The sequence below is a fragment of the Mycetocola sp. Y442 genome (assembly GCF_056898615.1).
The window spans coordinates 143,594-160,526 of record NZ_JBXHBV010000001.1; the positions used below are offsets into that span (position 1 = coordinate 143,594).

The following is a 16,933-nucleotide window of genomic DNA, read 5'->3' on the forward strand; positions in this document are numbered from 1 at the left end:
GGAGCACTCGCCAAGCCTTCATTTCGGTGCTTTCAGCACTCAAGGATCGACTACATACCGCGTAGTCGGTATGCTCGGGAGAACGGGCGAACGGATGCTGCGAAAAGCCCCCGACGAGGAGGTCGCGTGGAGATCATTGGAGCAGTCCTTGAGCGCTCGGGTGCCGAGGCGCCGTTTGCTGAGTCCCGCCCGTTCACCGTTGGGCCGGTCGAGCTTGACCCGCCTGGCCCCGGAGAGATGCTGGTGCGGATCGAGGTGGCCGGGCTCTGTCACTCCGACCTGAGTGTGGTCGACGGCAGCCGCCAGCGGCCGACGCCCATGCTGCTCGGGCACGAGGCGGCCGGGATCGTCGAATCCCTGGGCGACGGCGTTGATGACATCGCGATCGGAACCCGCGTCGTCATGACATTCCTGCCGCGCTGCGGGACCTGCGCCGAGTGCCTCACCGATGGCAGGCTGCCCTGCAGCGTCGGGAGCGCAGCGAACAATGCGGGCACACTGGTCGGCGGCGGCCTTCGACTTCACCGTGGGGGAGATCCCGTGCGCCACCACCTCGGGGTCTCCGGCTTCGCCAGTCACGCCGTCGTGAGTCGCACATCGGTCGTGCCCGTCGATCCCGACGTGCCCGCCGAGATCGCGGCCCTTCTCGGCTGCGCGGTACTGACCGGCGGAGGTGCGGTGATCAACGCCGGGCGACCGGCCACTGGATCGCGGGTGATCGTCGTCGGACTCGGCGGCGTGGGCATGGCCGCCCTGCTCGTTGCCGTCGCCCTCGGCCACGAGGTGATCGGCGTCGATGCGCTCGATGCCAAGCTCGACCTGGCGACAGAGCTCGGTGCATCCGGCGGTTTCACTCCGGGTGATGCCATCGACGCTCACGTCGCTGCTCCGCTCGTGATCGAGGCGGCAGGTTCGCCGCGCGCCTTCGAAACGGCGTTCTCACTCACCGCTCCCGGCGGCACTCTGGTGACCGTCGGCCTCCCCGCCCCGGATGCCATGGCGAGCATCGCCCCGCTCCTCGTCACCGCGCAGGCGAAGACGATCATCGGCAGTTACCTGGGCTCGGCCGTTCCGAGCCGCGACATCCCGCGTTATGTCGACCTCTGGCGACGAGGGGTGCTGCCTCTCGAACGGCTCGTTTCGGCCCGCATCGGCCTTCACGACATCGCTGAGGGCATGGACCGGCTTGCCACCGGCGCAGCGTTACGCCAACTCATCACCTTCGACCCACCCCAACGAATGGACACCGTATGACCCGCACCGCCATCGTCACAGGAGCAGCACGCGGCATTGGCGCCGCGACCGCCAGAAGGCTCGCCGCAGACGGCTACCAGGTTGCCGTTCTCGATCTTCACGCCGACCACGCGGCAGACACCGTTGCCGCGGTCGAGGCGGACGGGGGCCGCGCCATCGCCGTCGGTGCCAACGTCGCAGACTCGGATGCCGTGACAGCGGCCGTCGCGCGGGTGGCCGATGAGCTCGGCGCTCCCACCATCCTGGTCAACAACGCGGGCATCCTTCGCGACAACCTGCTGTTCAAGATGACCGAGGACGACTGGGACGCCGTTCTCGGCGTGCACCTGCGTGGCGCGTTCCTGATGAGCCGGGCCGTCCAGGCCCACCAGGTCGCCGAGGGCTGGGGGCGCATCGTCAACCTCTCCAGCACGTCGGCCCTCGGCAACCGCGGGCAGGCCAACTACTCTGCGGCGAAGGCGGGCATCCAGGGCTTCACGAAGACCCTCGCCTTCGAACTCGGCCGCTACGGCGTGACGGCCAATGCTGTCGCACCGGGCTTCATTGAGACTGAGATGACACGAGCGACCTCTGAGCGCATGGGCATCGCCTTCGACGACTTCCTCGCCGGCGCCGCGAAGGAGATTCCCGTTGGACGTGTCGGCCAGCCCCAGGATATCGCCGCGGCCGTCTCGTTCTTCTGCCGTGAGGAGTCGAGTTTCGTCTCCGGCCAGGTGCTCTACGTCGCGGGAGGGCCGAGGTCATGACGATCACCGTTTCGTCACCCGCAACGCTGACGGATGCCATCGGCCGGACGGCGACGGGGGACTGGTTCAGGATCGACCAGGACCGTATCGATGCGTTTGCCGAGGCGACCGAAGACCGGCAGTGGATCCATCTCGACGCCGAGCGCGCGGCATCCGGACCGTTCGGAGCCACAATCGCGCACGGTTACCTCACGCTCTCACTCATTCCCCGGCTGACCGAGGGTCTCGTCGAAGTGGGAGGCGCCGCGATGGTGGTCAATTACGGCCTCGACAAGGTGCGCTTCCTGCAGCCGGTCACGGCGGGATCGCGCGTGCGGGCGAGTTCGACCATCACGAGCGCTGAAAGCACGCCGCAGGGGACCCGCGCGGGTGTGACCGTGACCGTCGAGATCGAGGGTGGGTCGCGACCGGCGCTCGTCGCCAGCACGATCGCGCTCTTCGTCGGCTCAGACTGACGACATCACACTGGTGACCACTGCGGTGACGCAGAGCTGAGGCGCTCGTCTTTCGGCGAGCGCCTCAGCTCTGTCTTTCAGCGCTTCTGTCTTTCAGCGATTCTGTCTTGTCAGCGCTCGTCAGACGCGCTCGAGCACGAGCGCCATGCCCTGGCCGCCGCCGACGCACATCGTCTCGAGACCGTAGCGGCCGCCCGTCTGTCGCAGGCCGTTGATCAGCGTTGACGTGATCCGGGCTCCGGTCATCCCGAATGGGTGGCCGACCGCGATGGCGCCACCGAAGACGTTGAGTTTCTCCGAGTCAACACCGAGTTCCCGTGCCGACGGAATGACCTGCGCGGCGAAGGCCTCGTTGATTTCGACCAGGTCCATGTCGTCGATGCTGAGACCGGCGAGCGCGAGCGCCCGTCGGCTCGCCTCGACCGGCCCGAGGCCCATGATCTCGGGGGAGAGGCCGCTCACCCCTGTCGAGACGATCCTGGCCAGCGGCGACAGTCCCAGCTCGTCGACCACGCGCTCGGACACCACGATGACGGCTGCGGCGCCGTCGTTGAGCGGGCAGCAGTTGCCCGCCGTTACCGTGCCGTCCGGCCGGAAGACGGGGTCGAGCTGGCTCAGGGCCTCGACCGTGACGCCGCTTCGTGGTCCATCGTCCTTCGACACGACGGTGCCGTCATCGAGCGTCACCGGCGCGATGTCCGTTGCCCAGAAGCCACTGGCATCCGCTCTCTCCGCGCGCTGCTGGCTCCGGGCCGCAAACGCATCCTGCTCGTCTCGCGTGATGCCACGCAGCTCGGCGACGTTCTCGGCCGTTTGCCCCATGGCGATGTACGCGTCGGGCAGTTGTCCGTCCTGCCGGGGATCGTGCCACGGCGGCAGGCCCCCGCCGGCCCTCGCCTCGGTGCGGGCAATTGCCTCATCGAACAGCGGGTTGGTGAGCGTCTCGCCGGGGATGTAATCGCTCGACCCGCGCATCGACCGGCTGACCGATTCCACCCCGGCGGAGATGAATACATCTCCCTCCCCGGCCTTGATGGCGTGGAAGGCCATCCGCGTTGTCTGCAGGCTCGACGAGCAGTAGCGATTGACCGTGGTTCCCGGCACCTCGTCGAGGCCGAGGAGAATCGACACGATGCGGGCCATGTTCATTCCCTGCTCGCCTCCCGGCAGCCCGCAACCCAGCAGCAGGTCGTCGATGCGGCCCGGATCGAGGGCGGGGATTTTTGCCAGTGCGTCGCGCACCATGCGCGCCGCGAGATCATCAGAACGGATGCCGACGAGCGACCCCTTGCGGGCGCGGCCGATCGGCGAGCGGGCGGTGGCGACGATGAATGCTTCAGCCATGTGGTTCCTCTCTAAACGAATGCCTGGATGCCGGTGATGGCGCGGCCGACGATGAGCGTGTTCATATCGAACGTGCCCTCGAAGGTGTAGACCGCCTCGGCGTCGGCGAAGAAGCGGGCGACCCCATGGTCGAGCTGGATTCCGTTTCCTCCGACGATTTCGCGGCAGAGGGCGACCGTCTCCCGCATCCTGGCTGTGGCAAACGCCTTGGCCATCGCCGAGTGGTGGTCTTTCTGTACGCCCTCGTCCTGCATGGCGGATACCCGCATGCACAGGGCGATGCTCGCGGTGATGTTGGACAGTGAGTTCGCCAGCTTCTCCTGCACCAACTGGAACGAGGCAATCGGCTTGCCGAATTGATGGCGCTCTGTGGCGTAGGCGAGGGCTGCTTCATAAGCGCCGACCGCCACCCCGATGGCCTGCCAGGCCACCTCGGCGCGGGTCAGCCTCAGCACGATGGCTACGTCGCGGAACGAATGAATGTTGGCCAGGCGGTCGCTCTCGGGGACCCGGACATCCTCGAGGACGATGTCGGCGTTCTCCACTGCACGGAGCGACTGCTTGCGCTCGATCTTGGTCGCGGTGAAGCCGGCGGACGGCTGTCGCACGATGAATCCCTTGACCTGGTCGTCCGCGGTGTCGCGGGCCCAGATCACCACGATGTCGGCGAAGGTAGCGTTGCCGATCCAGCGCTTCTTGCCGTTGAGGACCCACTCATCGCCGTGTCTGGTCGCGGTGGTCTGCAGCCCGCGCGCGGTGTCGGATCCGCTCGTCGGCTCGGTGAGCCCGAACGCACCGATGACCTCACCACGGCCCATCGGACCCATCCACTCCGCGCGCTGTTCCTCGGAGCCGCCGACCCCGATGGCGTTCATGGCGAGTCCGCTGTGCACACCAATGAATGTCGCCGTCGACGGGTCGACCCTGGCGATCTCGAGCGCGATCCAGGCGCGGTAGACGGCGCTGTTGTCGAAGTGCCGGGTTTCGGGCCAGCCCGCCCCGAACATGCCGAGTTCGGCGAACCCGGGGATGAGGTGGCGGGGGCTTCGGGCCTCCTCCCAGAGCTGGTCGGCGTGTGGCCGCACCTCGGCGTCGAGGAAAGCACGGATGCGAGCGACCGAGCGCAGCTCCTCCTCGGTGAGCTGGTCCTGGAAGCCATAGAAATCGGCGTCGAGCACCTCGGGCCGATCGGTCTGTTGCGTGGTGAGCGTCATTGCTTCTCCGTTCGTCGACGACATCGTCTTGCGGTTCATGAACCGCGATGTACCGTAGTATGCATCATTTTCCAGAATGTTGCACGCATCCGATGGCCACGCGATAGAGTTCCGGCATGCACACCACGACAGACGCTGTGACCGCTCGCGCCACAAGCACGCGCGCCGCGGCAACCATCGGAACCGTCGGCCTCGAGTCTGCTCCGTCCTGGCTGTCGAACCGGCTGGCCGAGGCGGCACACGAGGGTTCGGCGCGTGCATTCGCCCGAGCCCGTGACGAGTTCATCGCCGGCCGCCGCATCGACATGAGCGCACTGGCGGCCGATCTCGGTGTCGATCGCACCTCACTGTTTCGCTGGGTGGGCAATCGTGACGCGCTGCTCTCCGAGGTCCTCTGGTCTCTCGCTGTACCGACTCTTCTCCAGGCGGAGGATGCCACGGGAGACCTGCGCGCCGAAGAGCGGGTAGCGGGCGTGCTCACCCATTTCGTCGATGACCTGATCAGCGCGCCCTACTTCCGGCAGTTCCTGCAGCGTGAGCCCGCTCGGGCGCTCCGGCTGCTGACGACCACCGAGAGCGAGATCCAGCGCCGGTACGTGGCGACGGCCGACTGGCTCGTCCGGAGGGAGCTCGGCGACGCCCCCCTCGGCGGTGCCATCGACCCGGCGGAACTCGCCTACCTGCTGGTCCGGATCTCTGAATCCTTCACCTATGCCGACCTCATTGCCGGCGACGAACCCAGCACCGATCGAGCGCGAGTGGCGTTTCGCGTGCTGCTGAGGGTTGCCTGATGCGCTACGGAGTACGGCTGCCATTCGCCACACGCTGGAACGATAACGACCAGTACGGACACCTCAACAACACCGTCTACTACGAGGCGATGGACACCGCCATCAACACCTGGATGATGGGCAACGGAGGCCTCGATCCGCAGGGCGATGCCATCGCCCTGTGCGCCGCATCGTCGTGCGAGTTCCGCGCCTCCGCGTCGTTTCCCGAACCACTCGAGGTCGGCATCGGCATCGAACGGCTCGGGACGACGAGCGTCACCTGGGCCCTCGGGATCCTGCGACCGGGCCAGGAGGAGCCGATCGCCGTCGGCCGCTTCGTGCACGTCTTCGTCGGTGCGGCCGACCGTACCCCGACGCCGATCCCCACCGGCATCCGCTCGGTGATCGAACGCGATCTGCTCGCCTGATCCCCCCGGGGTAGTGCGAACATACCGACCACGCGGTATGCTGGCGGAACGCGGTCCTGCTGGGTCGCTCGCTGCGCGGCACTCGCGCGTGAAAGGTGGTCGACGATGACCGACTCTCCCGGGCTGGATGTCAGAGGGCTCACCGAGTGGCTTGCACGCGAACATCCCGAGCTCTCGAGCGGTCCGTTGTCGGCCAGGCTCATCACCGGGGGGCGCAGCAACCTCACCTACCGCATCGACGGCGGGCGTCGGCCCCTGGTGCTGCGTCGTCCGCCGCTGGGTCACGTATTGTCGAGTGCCCACGACATGGCGCGTGAATACCGGGTGATCACCGCACTGCAGGGCACTGCTGTGCCGGTGCCGCCGACCATCGACCTCGTCGACGACACGGCGGCGAGCGAGGTCACCGGGACCCCGTTCTTCGTGATGGACCTCGTTGCGGGTCGGGTACTGTCCGACCCGGCACAGAACGCCGATTTCGCGTCGGGTGAGCTGCGCGCGCTCGGACTCAGCCTCGCCGGAATTCTGGCCGAACTGCACGCCATCCCGCCGGCATCCGTCGGGCTCGACACCTTTGGGCGCGCGGACGGTTACCTGCACAGGCAGCTGAGGACATGGCGCAGGCAGCTCGGTGCGTCGCGCACGCGCGAGGTGCCACGGCTCGATGAGCTTCAGGCCGGGCTCGGTGAACGGATGCCGTCGGCCGGCCGTTCCACGCTCGTGCACGGCGATTACCGGCTGGATAACGCGCTCGTGGATGGCGGTCGTGGCGCGTCAGCGGCCCCGCGCATCACGGCGATCCTCGACTGGGAGATGGCGACCCTTGGCGACCCGCTCGTCGACCTCGGCATGCTCGGCCTCTACTGGAGCATCGCCGAGCTGCCCGGCGGGCGCGGAGTCGCACCGAGCGCCGTCGACCTCGACGCCGGCTATCCCGGCTTTGACGAGATGGTGGATGCCTATGCCGCACACGCGGGGATCGCGACTCCCGATCTCGGCTGGTACCGCGCGTTCGCGGCGTACAAGCTCGCCGTCATCCTCGAGGGCATCCACTGCCGATACCAGGCGGGCGAGACCGTCGGTGACGGCTTCGACCGCATCGGCCAGCTCGTTGAGCCCCTCGCCGAAGAGGGACTCGCCCGCTCCGCCCTGAGAGGACTCTGACGACCATGGACTTCGCCGAAGACCCCCGCACGACCGAACTGGCCACAACGCTGCGCGCCTTTCTCGACGAGCACGTGATTCCCGCCGAGCCGGTGCTCGACGCTCAACTTCGAGCGACGCCGGACGAGTGGGGATTCCGGCCCGTCGTCGATGAGCTGCGGGCGCTGGCACGCGAACGCGGCCTGTGGAACCTGTTCCTGCCCGGTGAGCACGGGGCGAACCTCACCAACCTGCAGTACGCGCCGCTCGCGGAGCTCACCGGGTGGAGTCCGCGACTCGCGCCTGTCGCCCTCAACTGTGCGGCGCCGGACACGGGCAACATGGAGGTGCTCGCCGACTTCGGCACCGAGGAACAGAAAAAGCGCTGGCTCGAACCGCTCCTCGACGCCCGCATCCGTTCGGCGTTCTGTATGACCGAGCCGGACGTGGCGTCCTCCGATGCAACCAACGTCGCTACCAGCATCCGTCGTGACGGGGACCACTACGTGATCTCCGGGCGGAAGTGGTGGTCGACCGGTGCGATGAACCCGAACGCCGAGATCCTGATCGTGATGGGCAAGACCGACCCTGCGGCCGAGCGGCACAGGCAACAGTCGATGATTCTGGTTCCGAGGGATGCCGCCGGCGTCGAAGTCGTGCGGCCGCTCACCGTTTTCGGCTACGACGACCGGGACCACGGTGGGCACGCTGAGATCGTGTTCCACGATGTGCGGGTGCCGGTGTCGAACCTGATCGGGGCTGAGGGCGACGGATTCGCTATCGCGCAGGCGCGGCTCGGGCCCGGCAGGATTCACCACTGCATGCGGGCGCTCGGCATGGCGGAGCGCGCCGTTGCCCTGGTGCGCGAGCGTGCCAACGACCGTGTCGCCTTCGGCGCGCCGCTCGCGAGCCAGGGCGTCGTGCGCGAATGGGCCGCCGAGTCGCGCATCAGCATCGAGTCGCTGCGGCTGCTCGTGCTGAAAACCGCGTGGCTGATGGACACCGTCGGCAACCGTGCCGCGATGACCGAGATCCAGGCCATCAAGATCGCCGTTCCGCGCGCAGTTCAGACGATCCTCGATCGGGCCATGCAGCTCTTCGGTGGTGCCGGCCTGTCTCAGGACGTCCCGCTCGCCGAGATGTTCGCGGGCGCGAGAGCACTGCGCATCGCTGACGGTCCCGACGAAGTCCACCTCGCCGCGCTCGGAAAAGCCGAGCTGCGGCGCTGAAAAGTCGTTACCCCCACCCCCCCCCCTGTGATCAAAGGAGATCCCCATGGCACACCACCCAGACCTCGCCGTCGACGGCGACGGCTTCGGCACGCTCTCGGTCGCGAGCATCCTCTCTGAAACCGCGAACCGGAGGCCCGACAGCCCCGCCATTCACTTCTACGGCAACACCATCAGCTACGGACAGCTGTGGGACGAGACGCGCGCATATGCCGGCGCCCTCCGGGACCGCGGCATCGGACGCGGCGACCGGGTCGCGATGCTCGTTCCCAACGTGCCCGACTTTCCGCGGGTGTACTACGCTGCGCTGTCGCTCGGTGCCATCGTTGTCCCGATCCACCTGCTCTTCAAAGCCGAGGAGATCGCTTTTGTGCTGAAGGACAGCGGGGCCGACGTGCTCGTTGCCGCAGCGCCGCTGCTCGCCGAAGCGATCCCGGCTGCTGAGGCCGCCGGGGTGCCGCTCGTCTCGGTGCTCGTGCCGCCGCCCGAGGCAGGCGGGCCAGACGTACCGCGTCTCGAGGCCGAAGCCGCGGCATCCGAACCGATCGAACGGATTGTCTCGATGAATCCGCTCGAAGCGGCAACGATCCTCTACACGAGCGGGACCACCGGGACGCCCAAGGGAGCGGTGGGTTCTCACCTCGCCCTCGTCGAGCAGGTGCACTGCTCACTCATCGACTCCTTCGATATGCGCACCGATGATGTGATCTTCGGCGGGCTGCCGCTGTTCCACACCTTCGGGCAGACCGCCGTCATGAACATCGCCTTCCGGCGCGGGGCATCGATCATCCTGTTGCCGCGGTTCGACCCGGACGAGGCACTCGCGCTGCTCGTCGCGCACCAGGCGACGGTGTTCACTGCGGTGCCGACGATGTTCGTCGGCATGATCCAGGCCGCCGCCCGCACTGGGGAGCGCCCGCCGCTCCGTTACGCGGTGTCGGGCGGGGCGGCGCTGCCGGTTGCGGTGCTCGAGGCCTTCCAGCAGGCATACGGTGCCGAGGTGCACGAGGGATACGGCCTCACCGAGACGGCGCCGACCGTGTCGTTCAACAGTGTGTACGAGCCCATTCGCCCCGGAACCGTTGGCCGTGCGCTCTGGGGCGTCGACATCGCGATCGCCGAGGCCGAGGTCGAGGGGCGCATCGAGTTTGCGCCGCCCGGTGCTCTCGGCGAGATCATCGTTCGGGGCCACAACCTCTTCAAGGGGTACCTCGGTCGAGCGGATGCCTCGGCGGAGGCGGTCGTCGACGGCTGGTTCCGCACGGGCGACCTTGGCACATATGAGGACGGGATCGTCACGATCGTCGACCGCAAGAAGGACATGATCGTGCGCAACGGCTACAACGTGTACCCCACCGAGGTCGAGGCTGTGCTGTCCCGGCATCCGGATGTCGCGATGGCCGCGGTGTTCGGGCTCGCCCACGACACGCACGGCCAGGAGGTGCACGCCGCTGTGGTGGCGCTCGACGGGCGGGAGCTCGACTCCGACGAACTCATCGCGTTCTGCAAGGAGCGCATTGCCGCGTACAAGTACCCCCGGGTGGTGCACCTCGTCGACGCCCTGCCCCTCGGCGGGAGCGGCAAGGTGCTGAAGCGGCACCTCGTCGACCAGTTCACCGTCCTGCAGGGCTGAGCCCGGCCGCGGAGGCGTCAGCGCCGGGCGGGGTTTGTCCGTCGCGCTCGGCGGCGCGGGTCGCGCGGTCGGCGGCCGTTCGTCTGTCACAACGTGCGGTTATGGCGCGGGTTAACCACCATCTGTGACAGATGAGTGCCGGGTCGGGCTCATCCGTCGCGGATGTGGGCGGTGGCGGCCCTTCATCTGTCACAGAGTGCGCTTATGGCGCGGGTTTAGCAACCATTTGTGACAGATGAGTGTGTCGAGGGTTCGTCCGTCACCAACGGCGGCGGGGCGGCACCGCCCGTCACCGTCACTTCGGGAGGAGAAACCGCGGGTCCGCCGCCGATACGTCGACGCTCCCGGCGAATTACCTCCCGAAACACCGGTGCAGGCGCACGGGCGACACCCAAAGCCCGAGTGTCGGGCGGGGTCGTCCGTCGCGAATGCCGGCCCGGCGCCGCCCGTCACCGTCACTTCGGGAGGAGAAACCGCGGGTCCGCCGCCGATACGTCGACGCACCCCGCGAATTACCTCCCGAAACACCGGTGCAGGCGCATGGCGACACCCCAGGACCCGAGTGCCGGGCGCGGTTCGTCCGTCGCGAATGCCGGCCCGGCGCCGCCCGTCACCGTCTCTTCGGGAGGAGAAACCGCGGGTCCGCCGCCGATACGTCGACGCACCCCGCGAATTACCTCCCGAAAACAACGGTGCAGGCTCACGGGCGTTTAGCAACCATTTGTGACAGACGAGTGTCGGGGCGGCGGCGGATGCCCGCCACAGGCAAACGGATGCCGCGGGCCTGGCAGGTCCGCGGCATCCGTTCTCTCTGTTGCGGTTTAACCCTCAGGCACGCCCTCGTTGCTGAGCGACACGGGTTCAACGTCGTCCTTCGAGACCTTGCCGTCGCCGTCACTCACATAGGTGGAACCGACGAAGTCCTGGACACCGCCGTCGACGGTCGTGATGCCGACGCCCATGAAGGCCGCGTGGCTGTCGTCGCCGAACGACAAGGGCACGACGCCGTTCCCCTCGAGATCGCCCGAGCTGATGGCCTCGATCAAGCTCTCCCTCGTGGGGTCTTCGCCGGCGGCCGCGAGCGCCTCTGCGAAGAGGTAGCCGACACTCATGCCGTAGACGGTGTTGCCGTCGAACGGAGCGTCATCGTTGTACTCGGCGTTGATCTCCTCGAACAGGGCGCGCCACTCGTCGTCCTGGCCGAAGGGCAGGTAGTTGGTGCTGACAAATCCCTGCAGCAGCTTCGGGGCAAGGTCTGCGCCGAGGAAGGTGACGAGGGTCGGGTAATCGCCGCCGGAGGACGACGAGAACCACTGCGGTGCATAGCCGAGCTTCGCCGCTGTACCGACCGCGAGGGCGGTGAAACCGTTGACGGTCGCGAGCATGTTGATCTCGCAACCCGCCGCCTTCATGGCGCTGATCTGGGCGACGACGTCCTGGTTGGACACCGAGTACGTCTGAACGCTGGCGAGCCCGTCAGCGCCGAGGACGTTCTGCAGCCCCGTCGTGAACTCCGTGCCGAAGTCATCGTCCTGGCCCAGTACGCAGACGCTCTTGCCGGGGAACTCATCCTCGGCGTATTGAGCGAGCGCCTCGCCCTCCGCGACGTAGTCGACGTTGTACGCGAAGGTGTACGGGTACTTCTCGGGCTGGTTCCAGCTCGTGGATCCCGAGGCGACGAACAGGTCCGGCACCTTCTTCTGGTTGAGGTAGTCGAGCACCGAGGTGTGCGTCGGTGTCCCGAGCCCGTTCACCACGGCGAAGACCTCGTCCTCCTCGACGAGTTCACGCACGACGTTCTGGGTGTTCGATGGGTTGTAGCCGTCGTCCTTGACGACGTACTCGATGGTGCGGCCGTGGATTCCACCCTGCTCGTTGAGGTACTCGAAGTAGGCGGTCGTCGCCGCGGAAATCGAGGCGTACCCCGCGGCGGCTGGCCCGGTGAGCGGGTGGTGGGTGCCGATGGTCACGGTCTCTTCGGTGATCCCCGGCGTGTTGGCGGCCTCGCCCGCCGGTGCCGGGGTGCTGCATCCGCTCAGCGCGATGATCATGACGGATGCCGCTGCGACGGTAATGGCGCTGCGTGGTGCGCTGCGTGGTGGTGCGCTGCGTGGTGGTGCGCTTCGATGTGACATGGGTCACCTCTCTGATTCGGTGGAGACGGGTTCGGTGGTGAGTGGTTCGGTGGAGACGGATTCACTCGGGCTGCGGTCGATCGGGCTGTGGTCGGTGGTTTCGGATGCTGTGGGTCCGGATGCCTTCTGACCGGATGCGATTGCGCCGGATGACGTCCGACCGGATGCGATTGCGCCGGATGCTGCGGGTCCGGATGCTGTCGACCCAGTCGCGGGGGAGCTGCCCCGGATGGCTGCCCGAGAAACCGGAACGCTGGCGCGGGTGGGGATGGCCAGCTTCTCCGCCGCGCTCGGCCTGGCCAGCCGCCGACCCCGGAGCGCCTTCCGCCCACGGAGAGCCCCACGGATGCCTCCCGGCCAGACGGCGGTCACAACGATGAGCAGGGCGCCGAAGACGAGGACCGGGAGGTTGCCCGAGAGCCGCTGCTGCAGTTCCCCGGGCAGCGACAGCGCCCCTGTGCCTGTCTGCACCAGCCACGGCAGCAGAACGATGAGGGCGGAACCGATGGCTGCGCCAAGGATGCTGCCCAGGCCACCGACCACAACGGCGACAACGAGCAGGAGCGAAAACGCCAGCGTGTATGCGCCGGGGCTGACCGACTGGGTGACGAAGCACAACACGGCTCCGCCGGCGCCGGCGCCGAGTGCGCTCACGAGGAAGGCGTGCACCTTCACCCGGCCCGCCGGGATGCCGCTGAGGCGAGCCGCCACTTCGTCGTCTCGCACCGCACGCATCCGTAGCCCTGCTTTGCCGTTTCTCACGAGCGTGAGAAGTGTGAGCGTGACGCCAGCGACGAAAATGGCCACCCAGGCCTGCCACTGCTCGACGGCGATGAGGGTCGACAGCGCTTCGGGAACCCCGTCGTAAGCGATCTGCACTCCCTGGTCGCCACGGAACACCCCAACGAAGACGCTGGTGAAGGCGGGCAGGGCGATGACGAGCGCGAGCGTGACACCGGCGAGGTACGGTCCGTGCAGCCGCGCCGCAGCGAGCCCGAGCAGCAGGCCGATGACACCAGCGGCAACAACGCCAGCGAGCAGCCCAAGGACGAACCGCGGGAGCCCCTCGATACCGGCATCCGTCAGCGCGTTCGCGGTGAGCGCGTACCCGTACCCTCCGGCCGCCATCAGCGCGGCGTGGCCGAGCGACAACTGTCCGGTCAGGCCGATGAGCAGGGTGAGCCCGGCGGTGGCACAGAGGTACGCAGCCACGAGCGCCAGCTGGTAGTTGCGGTACGGGTCGAGCAGGAACGTGCAGGCGATGGCGAGCACCGTCAGCGCCACACCTGCTGCGATCACGCGTGGTGTGCCGGTGAGAGACGCCATTATCCGTTTCATGCGACCCTCACCTTGCCCGTTGAGAAGACGCCGCCGGGGCGCACGAGCAGCACGCAGACCAGGAGCGCGAGTACCGCGATCGGCGCGACTGTCGAGCCGAGGAAGCCGGTGACGAGCGTGATCAGGATGCCGACCGCAAGGCCGCCGAGAAGCGCACCCACCGGCGAATCGAGTCCGCCGACCACAGCGACGGTGAACGCGTATACGAACAGCATGTCCGTGGAGTGCGGGTTCAGCCCGAGTTCGGTCGGCACGAGCAGCAGCGCCGCAAGCGCACTCACCGCCGAGGAGAGCATCCAGCCGAGCGTGAGCATGCGCGAGACCCGGACACCGAGCAGCCTGGACACCTCCGGTGCGAACGCGGATGCCCGCAGTTGCAGGCCAAGCGAGGTCCGCGTGAACAGCAGGCCAAGCAGCGACATCACAACCACGGCGACGATGAGGACGAACAGGTCGTACGGCGACAGAACTGCGACACCGCCGATCAGAATGGGGCTTTCGTCGAACGGTGCATCCATCGGGCGGTATTGCTGGCCGAACAGGATGCCGAGGGCTGATTGCAGCACCATCACGAGTCCGATGGCGATGATGACGCCGGCGAGCGGCTGGCCCGCTGGAGCGAACCGCATGACGCCGCGCTCAATGGCGAAGCCGACCAGGAGCCCGGCGAGGATCGCCGCACCCAGCCCCGCGAAGTACGAGCCGGTCAGGCCCGTCACGGCAAAGGCGATGTAGGTGGCGACGAGGGCCATCGCGCCCTGCGCGAAGTTGACGATGCGCGCCGCGCGCCAGATGAGCACGAGCGAGAGCGCGAACAGGGCGAAGATCGCGCCGCGCGCGAGGCCCGTGGCGAGCAGGAAGATGATTTGATCCATCAGAACCCCAGGTAGGCGTGTCGGAGGGCGTCGTCGGAGGTGAGTTCGGCGGACGGGCGGTCGGCGACGAGTGTGCCGAGGCCAAGCACGACCCCGTGGTCGGCGATGGAGAGTGCGCTCACGACGTTCTGCTCGGCGAGCAGCACGGTAAGCCCGGTCGTGTCGCGAAGTCGCCGCAACACGGTCATGATCTGAGCCACCACCCGCGGCGCGAGCCCGAGTGATGGCTCGTCGAGCACGAGCAGCCTCGGCCTCGCGATGATGGCCCTGCCGAGCGCGAGCATCTGGCGTTCTCCACCGGAGAGCTGGTGGCCCGAACTGGTGCGGCGCTGGGCGAGCGGTTCAAACAGGGCGTAGATCTCGTCGACCGCCCCGCCGAGTTCCCGGGGAGAAAACCGCCACAGCCCACCGAGGCGAAGGTTCTCGTCGACAGTGAGCTCGGCCACGATGCTCCGTCCCTCAGGAACCTGGGCGAGTCCCCGCCGCACCCGGTCCTCGACGCCAACCGCTGCGAGGTCAACTCCGGCGAAACGGATGCTGCCTGACGTGGGGGAAATGAGACCGGCGATCGATCGCAGCAGCGTGGTCTTGCCCGCCCCGTTCGCTCCGAGCAGGGCGACGATGCCCCCGGTCTGAACGCTGAAGCTGACCTCACGCAGGACCGGTGGTTCGCCGTAGCCCGCGCACAGTGCGTCGATCTCGAGCAGTGCGGTCACGATGCGACCTCAACGCCCAGGTAGGCCTCCTCGACGCGCGGGTCGGCCTGAACCTCACCGGGGGTGCCGCAGGCGATGACACGACCGAAGTCGAGAACGGCGACCCGGTCGGCGAGAGCCATCACGAAGTCCATGTGGTGTTCGACGAGCAAAACCGAGCACCCCGTCGCCGCGACCCGGCGCACGATGGCCGAGAGATCGGCGATATCGCCGGCGCCGAGCCCACCCGCCGGCTCATCGAGGAGCAGGAGGCTTGGCTGGGTGACGAGGGCGCGGGCCAGCGCAACGCGCTTCCGCTCCGGGTATGGCAGCGAGTCGACCGGCCGATGCGCATCGGCGTCGAGGCCGAGGTCACGCAGGGTCTCGGTGGCGAGCGTCACGGCGTCGGAGCTGGTTCTCCCGGGTCCGACTTGCCAGCCCGACCGGCCCGGCGCGGCCAGGGGAACGAGTACGTTCTCGAGAACGCTCATGCCGCCGAACAGACCGAGTCCCTGGAGGGTGCGTGCGACCCCGTGGCGGATGAGGCCGGTCGGCGACGCCGGTGCACGCACCCCGTCGATCGTCACGCTTCCCGCCGACGGTTTGACCAGCCCGCACACCGAGTTGAAGACCGTGGTCTTGCCAGCGCCGTTCGGCCCGATGAGCGCGACGGTTTCACCGGCGCCGACGTCGAACGACACGGCATCGAGGGCCGTCAGGCCGCCGAACCGCACCGTGAGTTCGGTGATCTCGAGGCGGGGGGCAGCGTCGCGTGAGTCGCTCGATCGGACAGATTGTTGCGTGGACATCGGCACCTCTTTGTGTCGGGATGAGGTCACTCTACAACAGATACCGACTAGCCGGTATGGAAACTTTGGCGAGAGCATCCGGCCCCCATCTGCGGACGACGATGCCGGGTCTGTCGGTCGGCTAGCGGTGGGCGATGGCGGTGGTCATGCCGCCGTCGACGACGAACTCGGCGCCCGTCGTATAGCCCGATGCGTCACTCGCGAGAAAGACGACGGTACCCGCGACGTCCTCGGGCAGCGCGGGGCGGCCGAGCGGAATCGACAGCGCCTCGGGATCGATGCGTGTCGTCATGTCGGTGAGGATGAGGCCAGGGTGCACCGAATTGACACGGATGCCAGCCGGCCCGAGTTCGACGGCGAGCGACTTGGTGAGTCCGCGCACACCGAACTTCGACGCGGTGTACCCGTGCAGGCCGGGGCTGCCACGCAGCCCTTCAACCGAGGAGATATTGATGATGGATCCGGATGCCTGACGCTTCATCGCCGGCACGACCGCGCGGCAGCCGAGAAACACCCCGGTGAGGTTGACCGCGATCACGGCATCCCACTTCGCCGTCGTGTAGTGCTCGATCGGTGCCGCGTTCGCGATGCCGGCGTTGTTGACGAGGACGTCGAGTGACCCGAACGCCGCGATCGCGGAGTCGACGACCCTGGACCAGTCCTCTTCGTTCGTCACATCGAGGTGTTCGAAGACCGCGCCGTCGCCGAGCTCGGTCGCCAGTGCAACTCCTTCGTCGTGGAGCAGGTCGGCAATAACCACGCGTGCGCCCGCCGCGTGAAGTGCGCGCACGTACGCAGCACCCAGCCCGCGGGATCCGCCCGTGACGACGGCGACCCGCCCTTCGAGGTTCGTCACGGAAAGCTC

16 protein-coding genes are annotated in these 16,933 nt (G+C 67.6%); 8 read left to right on the forward strand and 8 right to left on the reverse strand.

Annotated features, from left to right (window positions below):
- Positions 1 to 126 precede the first annotated feature (126 nt).
- Genes AC1X6S_RS00690 through AC1X6S_RS00700 form a run of 3 tightly spaced genes read left to right on the forward strand, consistent with a single transcriptional unit; the run spans position 127 to position 2,455 of the window.
- Positions 127 to 1,254, forward strand: coding sequence for an alcohol dehydrogenase catalytic domain-containing protein (locus tag AC1X6S_RS00690; protein WP_483403924.1), 1,128 nt, complete (start codon positions 127 to 129; stop codon positions 1,252 to 1,254).
- Positions 1,251 to 2,000, forward strand: a complete 750-nt coding sequence (locus AC1X6S_RS00695; RefSeq protein WP_483403925.1) for an SDR family oxidoreductase — start codon at positions 1,251 to 1,253, stop codon at positions 1,998 to 2,000. The genes AC1X6S_RS00690 and AC1X6S_RS00695 overlap by 4 nt, the downstream gene beginning before the upstream one ends.
- A complete protein-coding gene (locus tag AC1X6S_RS00700; RefSeq protein ID WP_483403926.1) occupies positions 1,997 to 2,455 on the forward strand; it encodes a MaoC family dehydratase in 459 nt (152 codons plus the stop codon). Before AC1X6S_RS00695 ends, AC1X6S_RS00700 begins: the two co-directional genes overlap by 4 nt.
- A 120-nt stretch (positions 2,456 to 2,575) precedes the next feature.
- Here the strand turns inward: AC1X6S_RS00700 and AC1X6S_RS00705 are convergent, their stop codons facing one another.
- Both AC1X6S_RS00705 and AC1X6S_RS00710 read right to left on the reverse strand, forming a co-directional pair.
- Complete coding sequence (locus AC1X6S_RS00705) at positions 2,576 to 3,799, reverse strand: acetyl-CoA C-acetyltransferase (RefSeq protein ID WP_483403927.1); 1,224 nt, start codon at positions 3,797 to 3,799, stop codon at positions 2,576 to 2,578.
- 11 nt (positions 3,800 to 3,810) lie between these two features.
- A complete protein-coding gene (locus AC1X6S_RS00710) occupies positions 3,811 to 5,013 on the reverse strand; it encodes an acyl-CoA dehydrogenase family protein (protein ID WP_483404954.1) in 1,203 nt (400 codons plus the stop codon).
- Between the two features lie 116 nt (positions 5,014 to 5,129).
- On the opposite strand from AC1X6S_RS00710, the gene AC1X6S_RS00715 reads away from it, so the two are divergent.
- The 5 genes from AC1X6S_RS00715 (at position 5,130) to AC1X6S_RS00735 (ending at position 10,216) form a co-directional block, all read left to right on the forward strand.
- Positions 5,130 to 5,804, forward strand: a complete 675-nt coding sequence (locus tag AC1X6S_RS00715; protein ID WP_483403928.1) for a QsdR family transcriptional regulator — start codon at positions 5,130 to 5,132, stop codon at positions 5,802 to 5,804.
- The gene (locus tag AC1X6S_RS00720) at positions 5,804 to 6,211 is read left to right on the forward strand and encodes an acyl-CoA thioesterase (RefSeq protein ID WP_483403929.1); all 408 of its coding nucleotides are present in this window, start codon (positions 5,804 to 5,806) and stop codon (positions 6,209 to 6,211) included. The genes AC1X6S_RS00715 and AC1X6S_RS00720 overlap by 1 nt, the downstream gene beginning before the upstream one ends.
- Positions 6,212 to 6,316: 105 nt before the next feature.
- Entirely contained in the window at positions 6,317 to 7,375 is a 1,059-nt protein-coding gene (locus AC1X6S_RS00725; RefSeq protein WP_483403930.1) for a phosphotransferase family protein, read from the forward strand.
- A gap of 5 nt (positions 7,376 to 7,380) precedes the next feature.
- Positions 7,381 to 8,583 carry an acyl-CoA dehydrogenase family protein gene (locus AC1X6S_RS00730; protein WP_483403931.1) on the forward strand — a complete coding sequence of 401 codons (1,203 nt, stop codon included), beginning with the start codon at positions 7,381 to 7,383 and terminating at the stop codon, positions 8,581 to 8,583.
- 46 nt (positions 8,584 to 8,629) lie between these two features.
- A complete protein-coding gene (locus AC1X6S_RS00735; protein ID WP_483403932.1) occupies positions 8,630 to 10,216 on the forward strand; it encodes an AMP-binding protein in 1,587 nt (528 codons plus the stop codon).
- Between the two features lie 821 nt (positions 10,217 to 11,037).
- Here the strand turns inward: AC1X6S_RS00735 and AC1X6S_RS00740 are convergent.
- The 6 genes from AC1X6S_RS00740 to AC1X6S_RS00765 form a co-directional block, all read right to left on the reverse strand.
- The gene (locus AC1X6S_RS00740; protein WP_483403933.1) at positions 11,038 to 12,351 is read right to left on the reverse strand and encodes an ABC transporter substrate-binding protein; all 1,314 of its coding nucleotides are present in this window, start codon (positions 12,349 to 12,351) and stop codon (positions 11,038 to 11,040) included.
- A gap of 3 nt (positions 12,352 to 12,354) precedes the next feature.
- The gene (locus AC1X6S_RS00745) at positions 12,355 to 13,677 is read right to left on the reverse strand and encodes a branched-chain amino acid ABC transporter permease (RefSeq protein ID WP_483403934.1); all 1,323 of its coding nucleotides are present in this window, start codon (positions 13,675 to 13,677) and stop codon (positions 12,355 to 12,357) included.
- Between the two features lie 8 nt (positions 13,678 to 13,685).
- Positions 13,686 to 14,564, reverse strand: a complete 879-nt coding sequence (locus AC1X6S_RS00750) for a branched-chain amino acid ABC transporter permease (RefSeq protein WP_483403935.1) — start codon at positions 14,562 to 14,564, stop codon at positions 13,686 to 13,688.
- Entirely contained in the window at positions 14,564 to 15,280 is a 717-nt protein-coding gene (locus tag AC1X6S_RS00755; protein WP_483403936.1) for an ABC transporter ATP-binding protein, read from the reverse strand. The genes AC1X6S_RS00750 and AC1X6S_RS00755 overlap by 1 nt, the downstream gene beginning before the upstream one ends.
- A complete protein-coding gene (locus AC1X6S_RS00760; RefSeq protein WP_483403937.1) occupies positions 15,277 to 16,068 on the reverse strand; it encodes an ABC transporter ATP-binding protein in 792 nt (263 codons plus the stop codon). Before AC1X6S_RS00760 ends, AC1X6S_RS00755 begins: the two co-directional genes overlap by 4 nt.
- 121 nt (positions 16,069 to 16,189) lie before the next feature.
- A complete protein-coding gene (locus AC1X6S_RS00765; RefSeq protein WP_483403938.1) occupies positions 16,190 to 16,924 on the reverse strand; it encodes a glucose 1-dehydrogenase in 735 nt (244 codons plus the stop codon).
- Between the last annotated feature and the right edge of the window lie 9 nt (positions 16,925 to 16,933).

Bases quoted from the DNA above. Each gene is read 5' to 3' on its own strand.
- AC1X6S_RS00695 (WP_483403925.1), top strand. From the start codon at position 1,251: ATGACCCGCACCGCCATCGTCACAGGAGCAGCACGCGGCATTGGCGCC.
- AC1X6S_RS00715 (WP_483403928.1), top strand. From the start codon at position 5,130: ATGCACACCACGACAGACGCTGTGACCGCTCGCGCCACAAGCACGCGC.
- AC1X6S_RS00730 (WP_483403931.1), top strand. From the start codon at position 7,381: ATGGACTTCGCCGAAGACCCCCGCACGACCGAACTGGCCACAACGCTG.
- AC1X6S_RS00705 (WP_483403927.1), bottom strand. From the start codon at position 3,799: ATGGCTGAAGCATTCATCGTCGCCACCGCCCGCTCGCCGATCGGCCGC.
- AC1X6S_RS00725 (WP_483403930.1), top strand. From the start codon at position 6,317: ATGACCGACTCTCCCGGGCTGGATGTCAGAGGGCTCACCGAGTGGCTT.
- AC1X6S_RS00700 (WP_483403926.1), top strand. From the start codon at position 1,997: ATGACGATCACCGTTTCGTCACCCGCAACGCTGACGGATGCCATCGGC.
- AC1X6S_RS00750 (WP_483403935.1), bottom strand. From the start codon at position 14,564: ATGGATCAAATCATCTTCCTGCTCGCCACGGGCCTCGCGCGCGGCGCG.
- AC1X6S_RS00710 (WP_483404954.1), bottom strand. From the start codon at position 5,013: ATGACGCTCACCACGCAACAGACCGATCGGCCCGAGGTGCTCGACGCC.
- AC1X6S_RS00735 (WP_483403932.1), top strand. From the start codon at position 8,630: ATGGCACACCACCCAGACCTCGCCGTCGACGGCGACGGCTTCGGCACG.
- AC1X6S_RS00720 (WP_483403929.1), top strand. From the start codon at position 5,804: ATGCGCTACGGAGTACGGCTGCCATTCGCCACACGCTGGAACGATAAC.
- AC1X6S_RS00745 (WP_483403934.1), bottom strand. From the start codon at position 13,677: ATGGCGTCTCTCACCGGCACACCACGCGTGATCGCAGCAGGTGTGGCG.
- AC1X6S_RS00740 (WP_483403933.1), bottom strand. From the start codon at position 12,351: ATGTCACATCGAAGCGCACCACCACGCAGCGCACCACCACGCAGCGCA.
- AC1X6S_RS00760 (WP_483403937.1), bottom strand. From the start codon at position 16,068: ATGTCCACGCAACAATCTGTCCGATCGAGCGACTCACGCGACGCTGCC.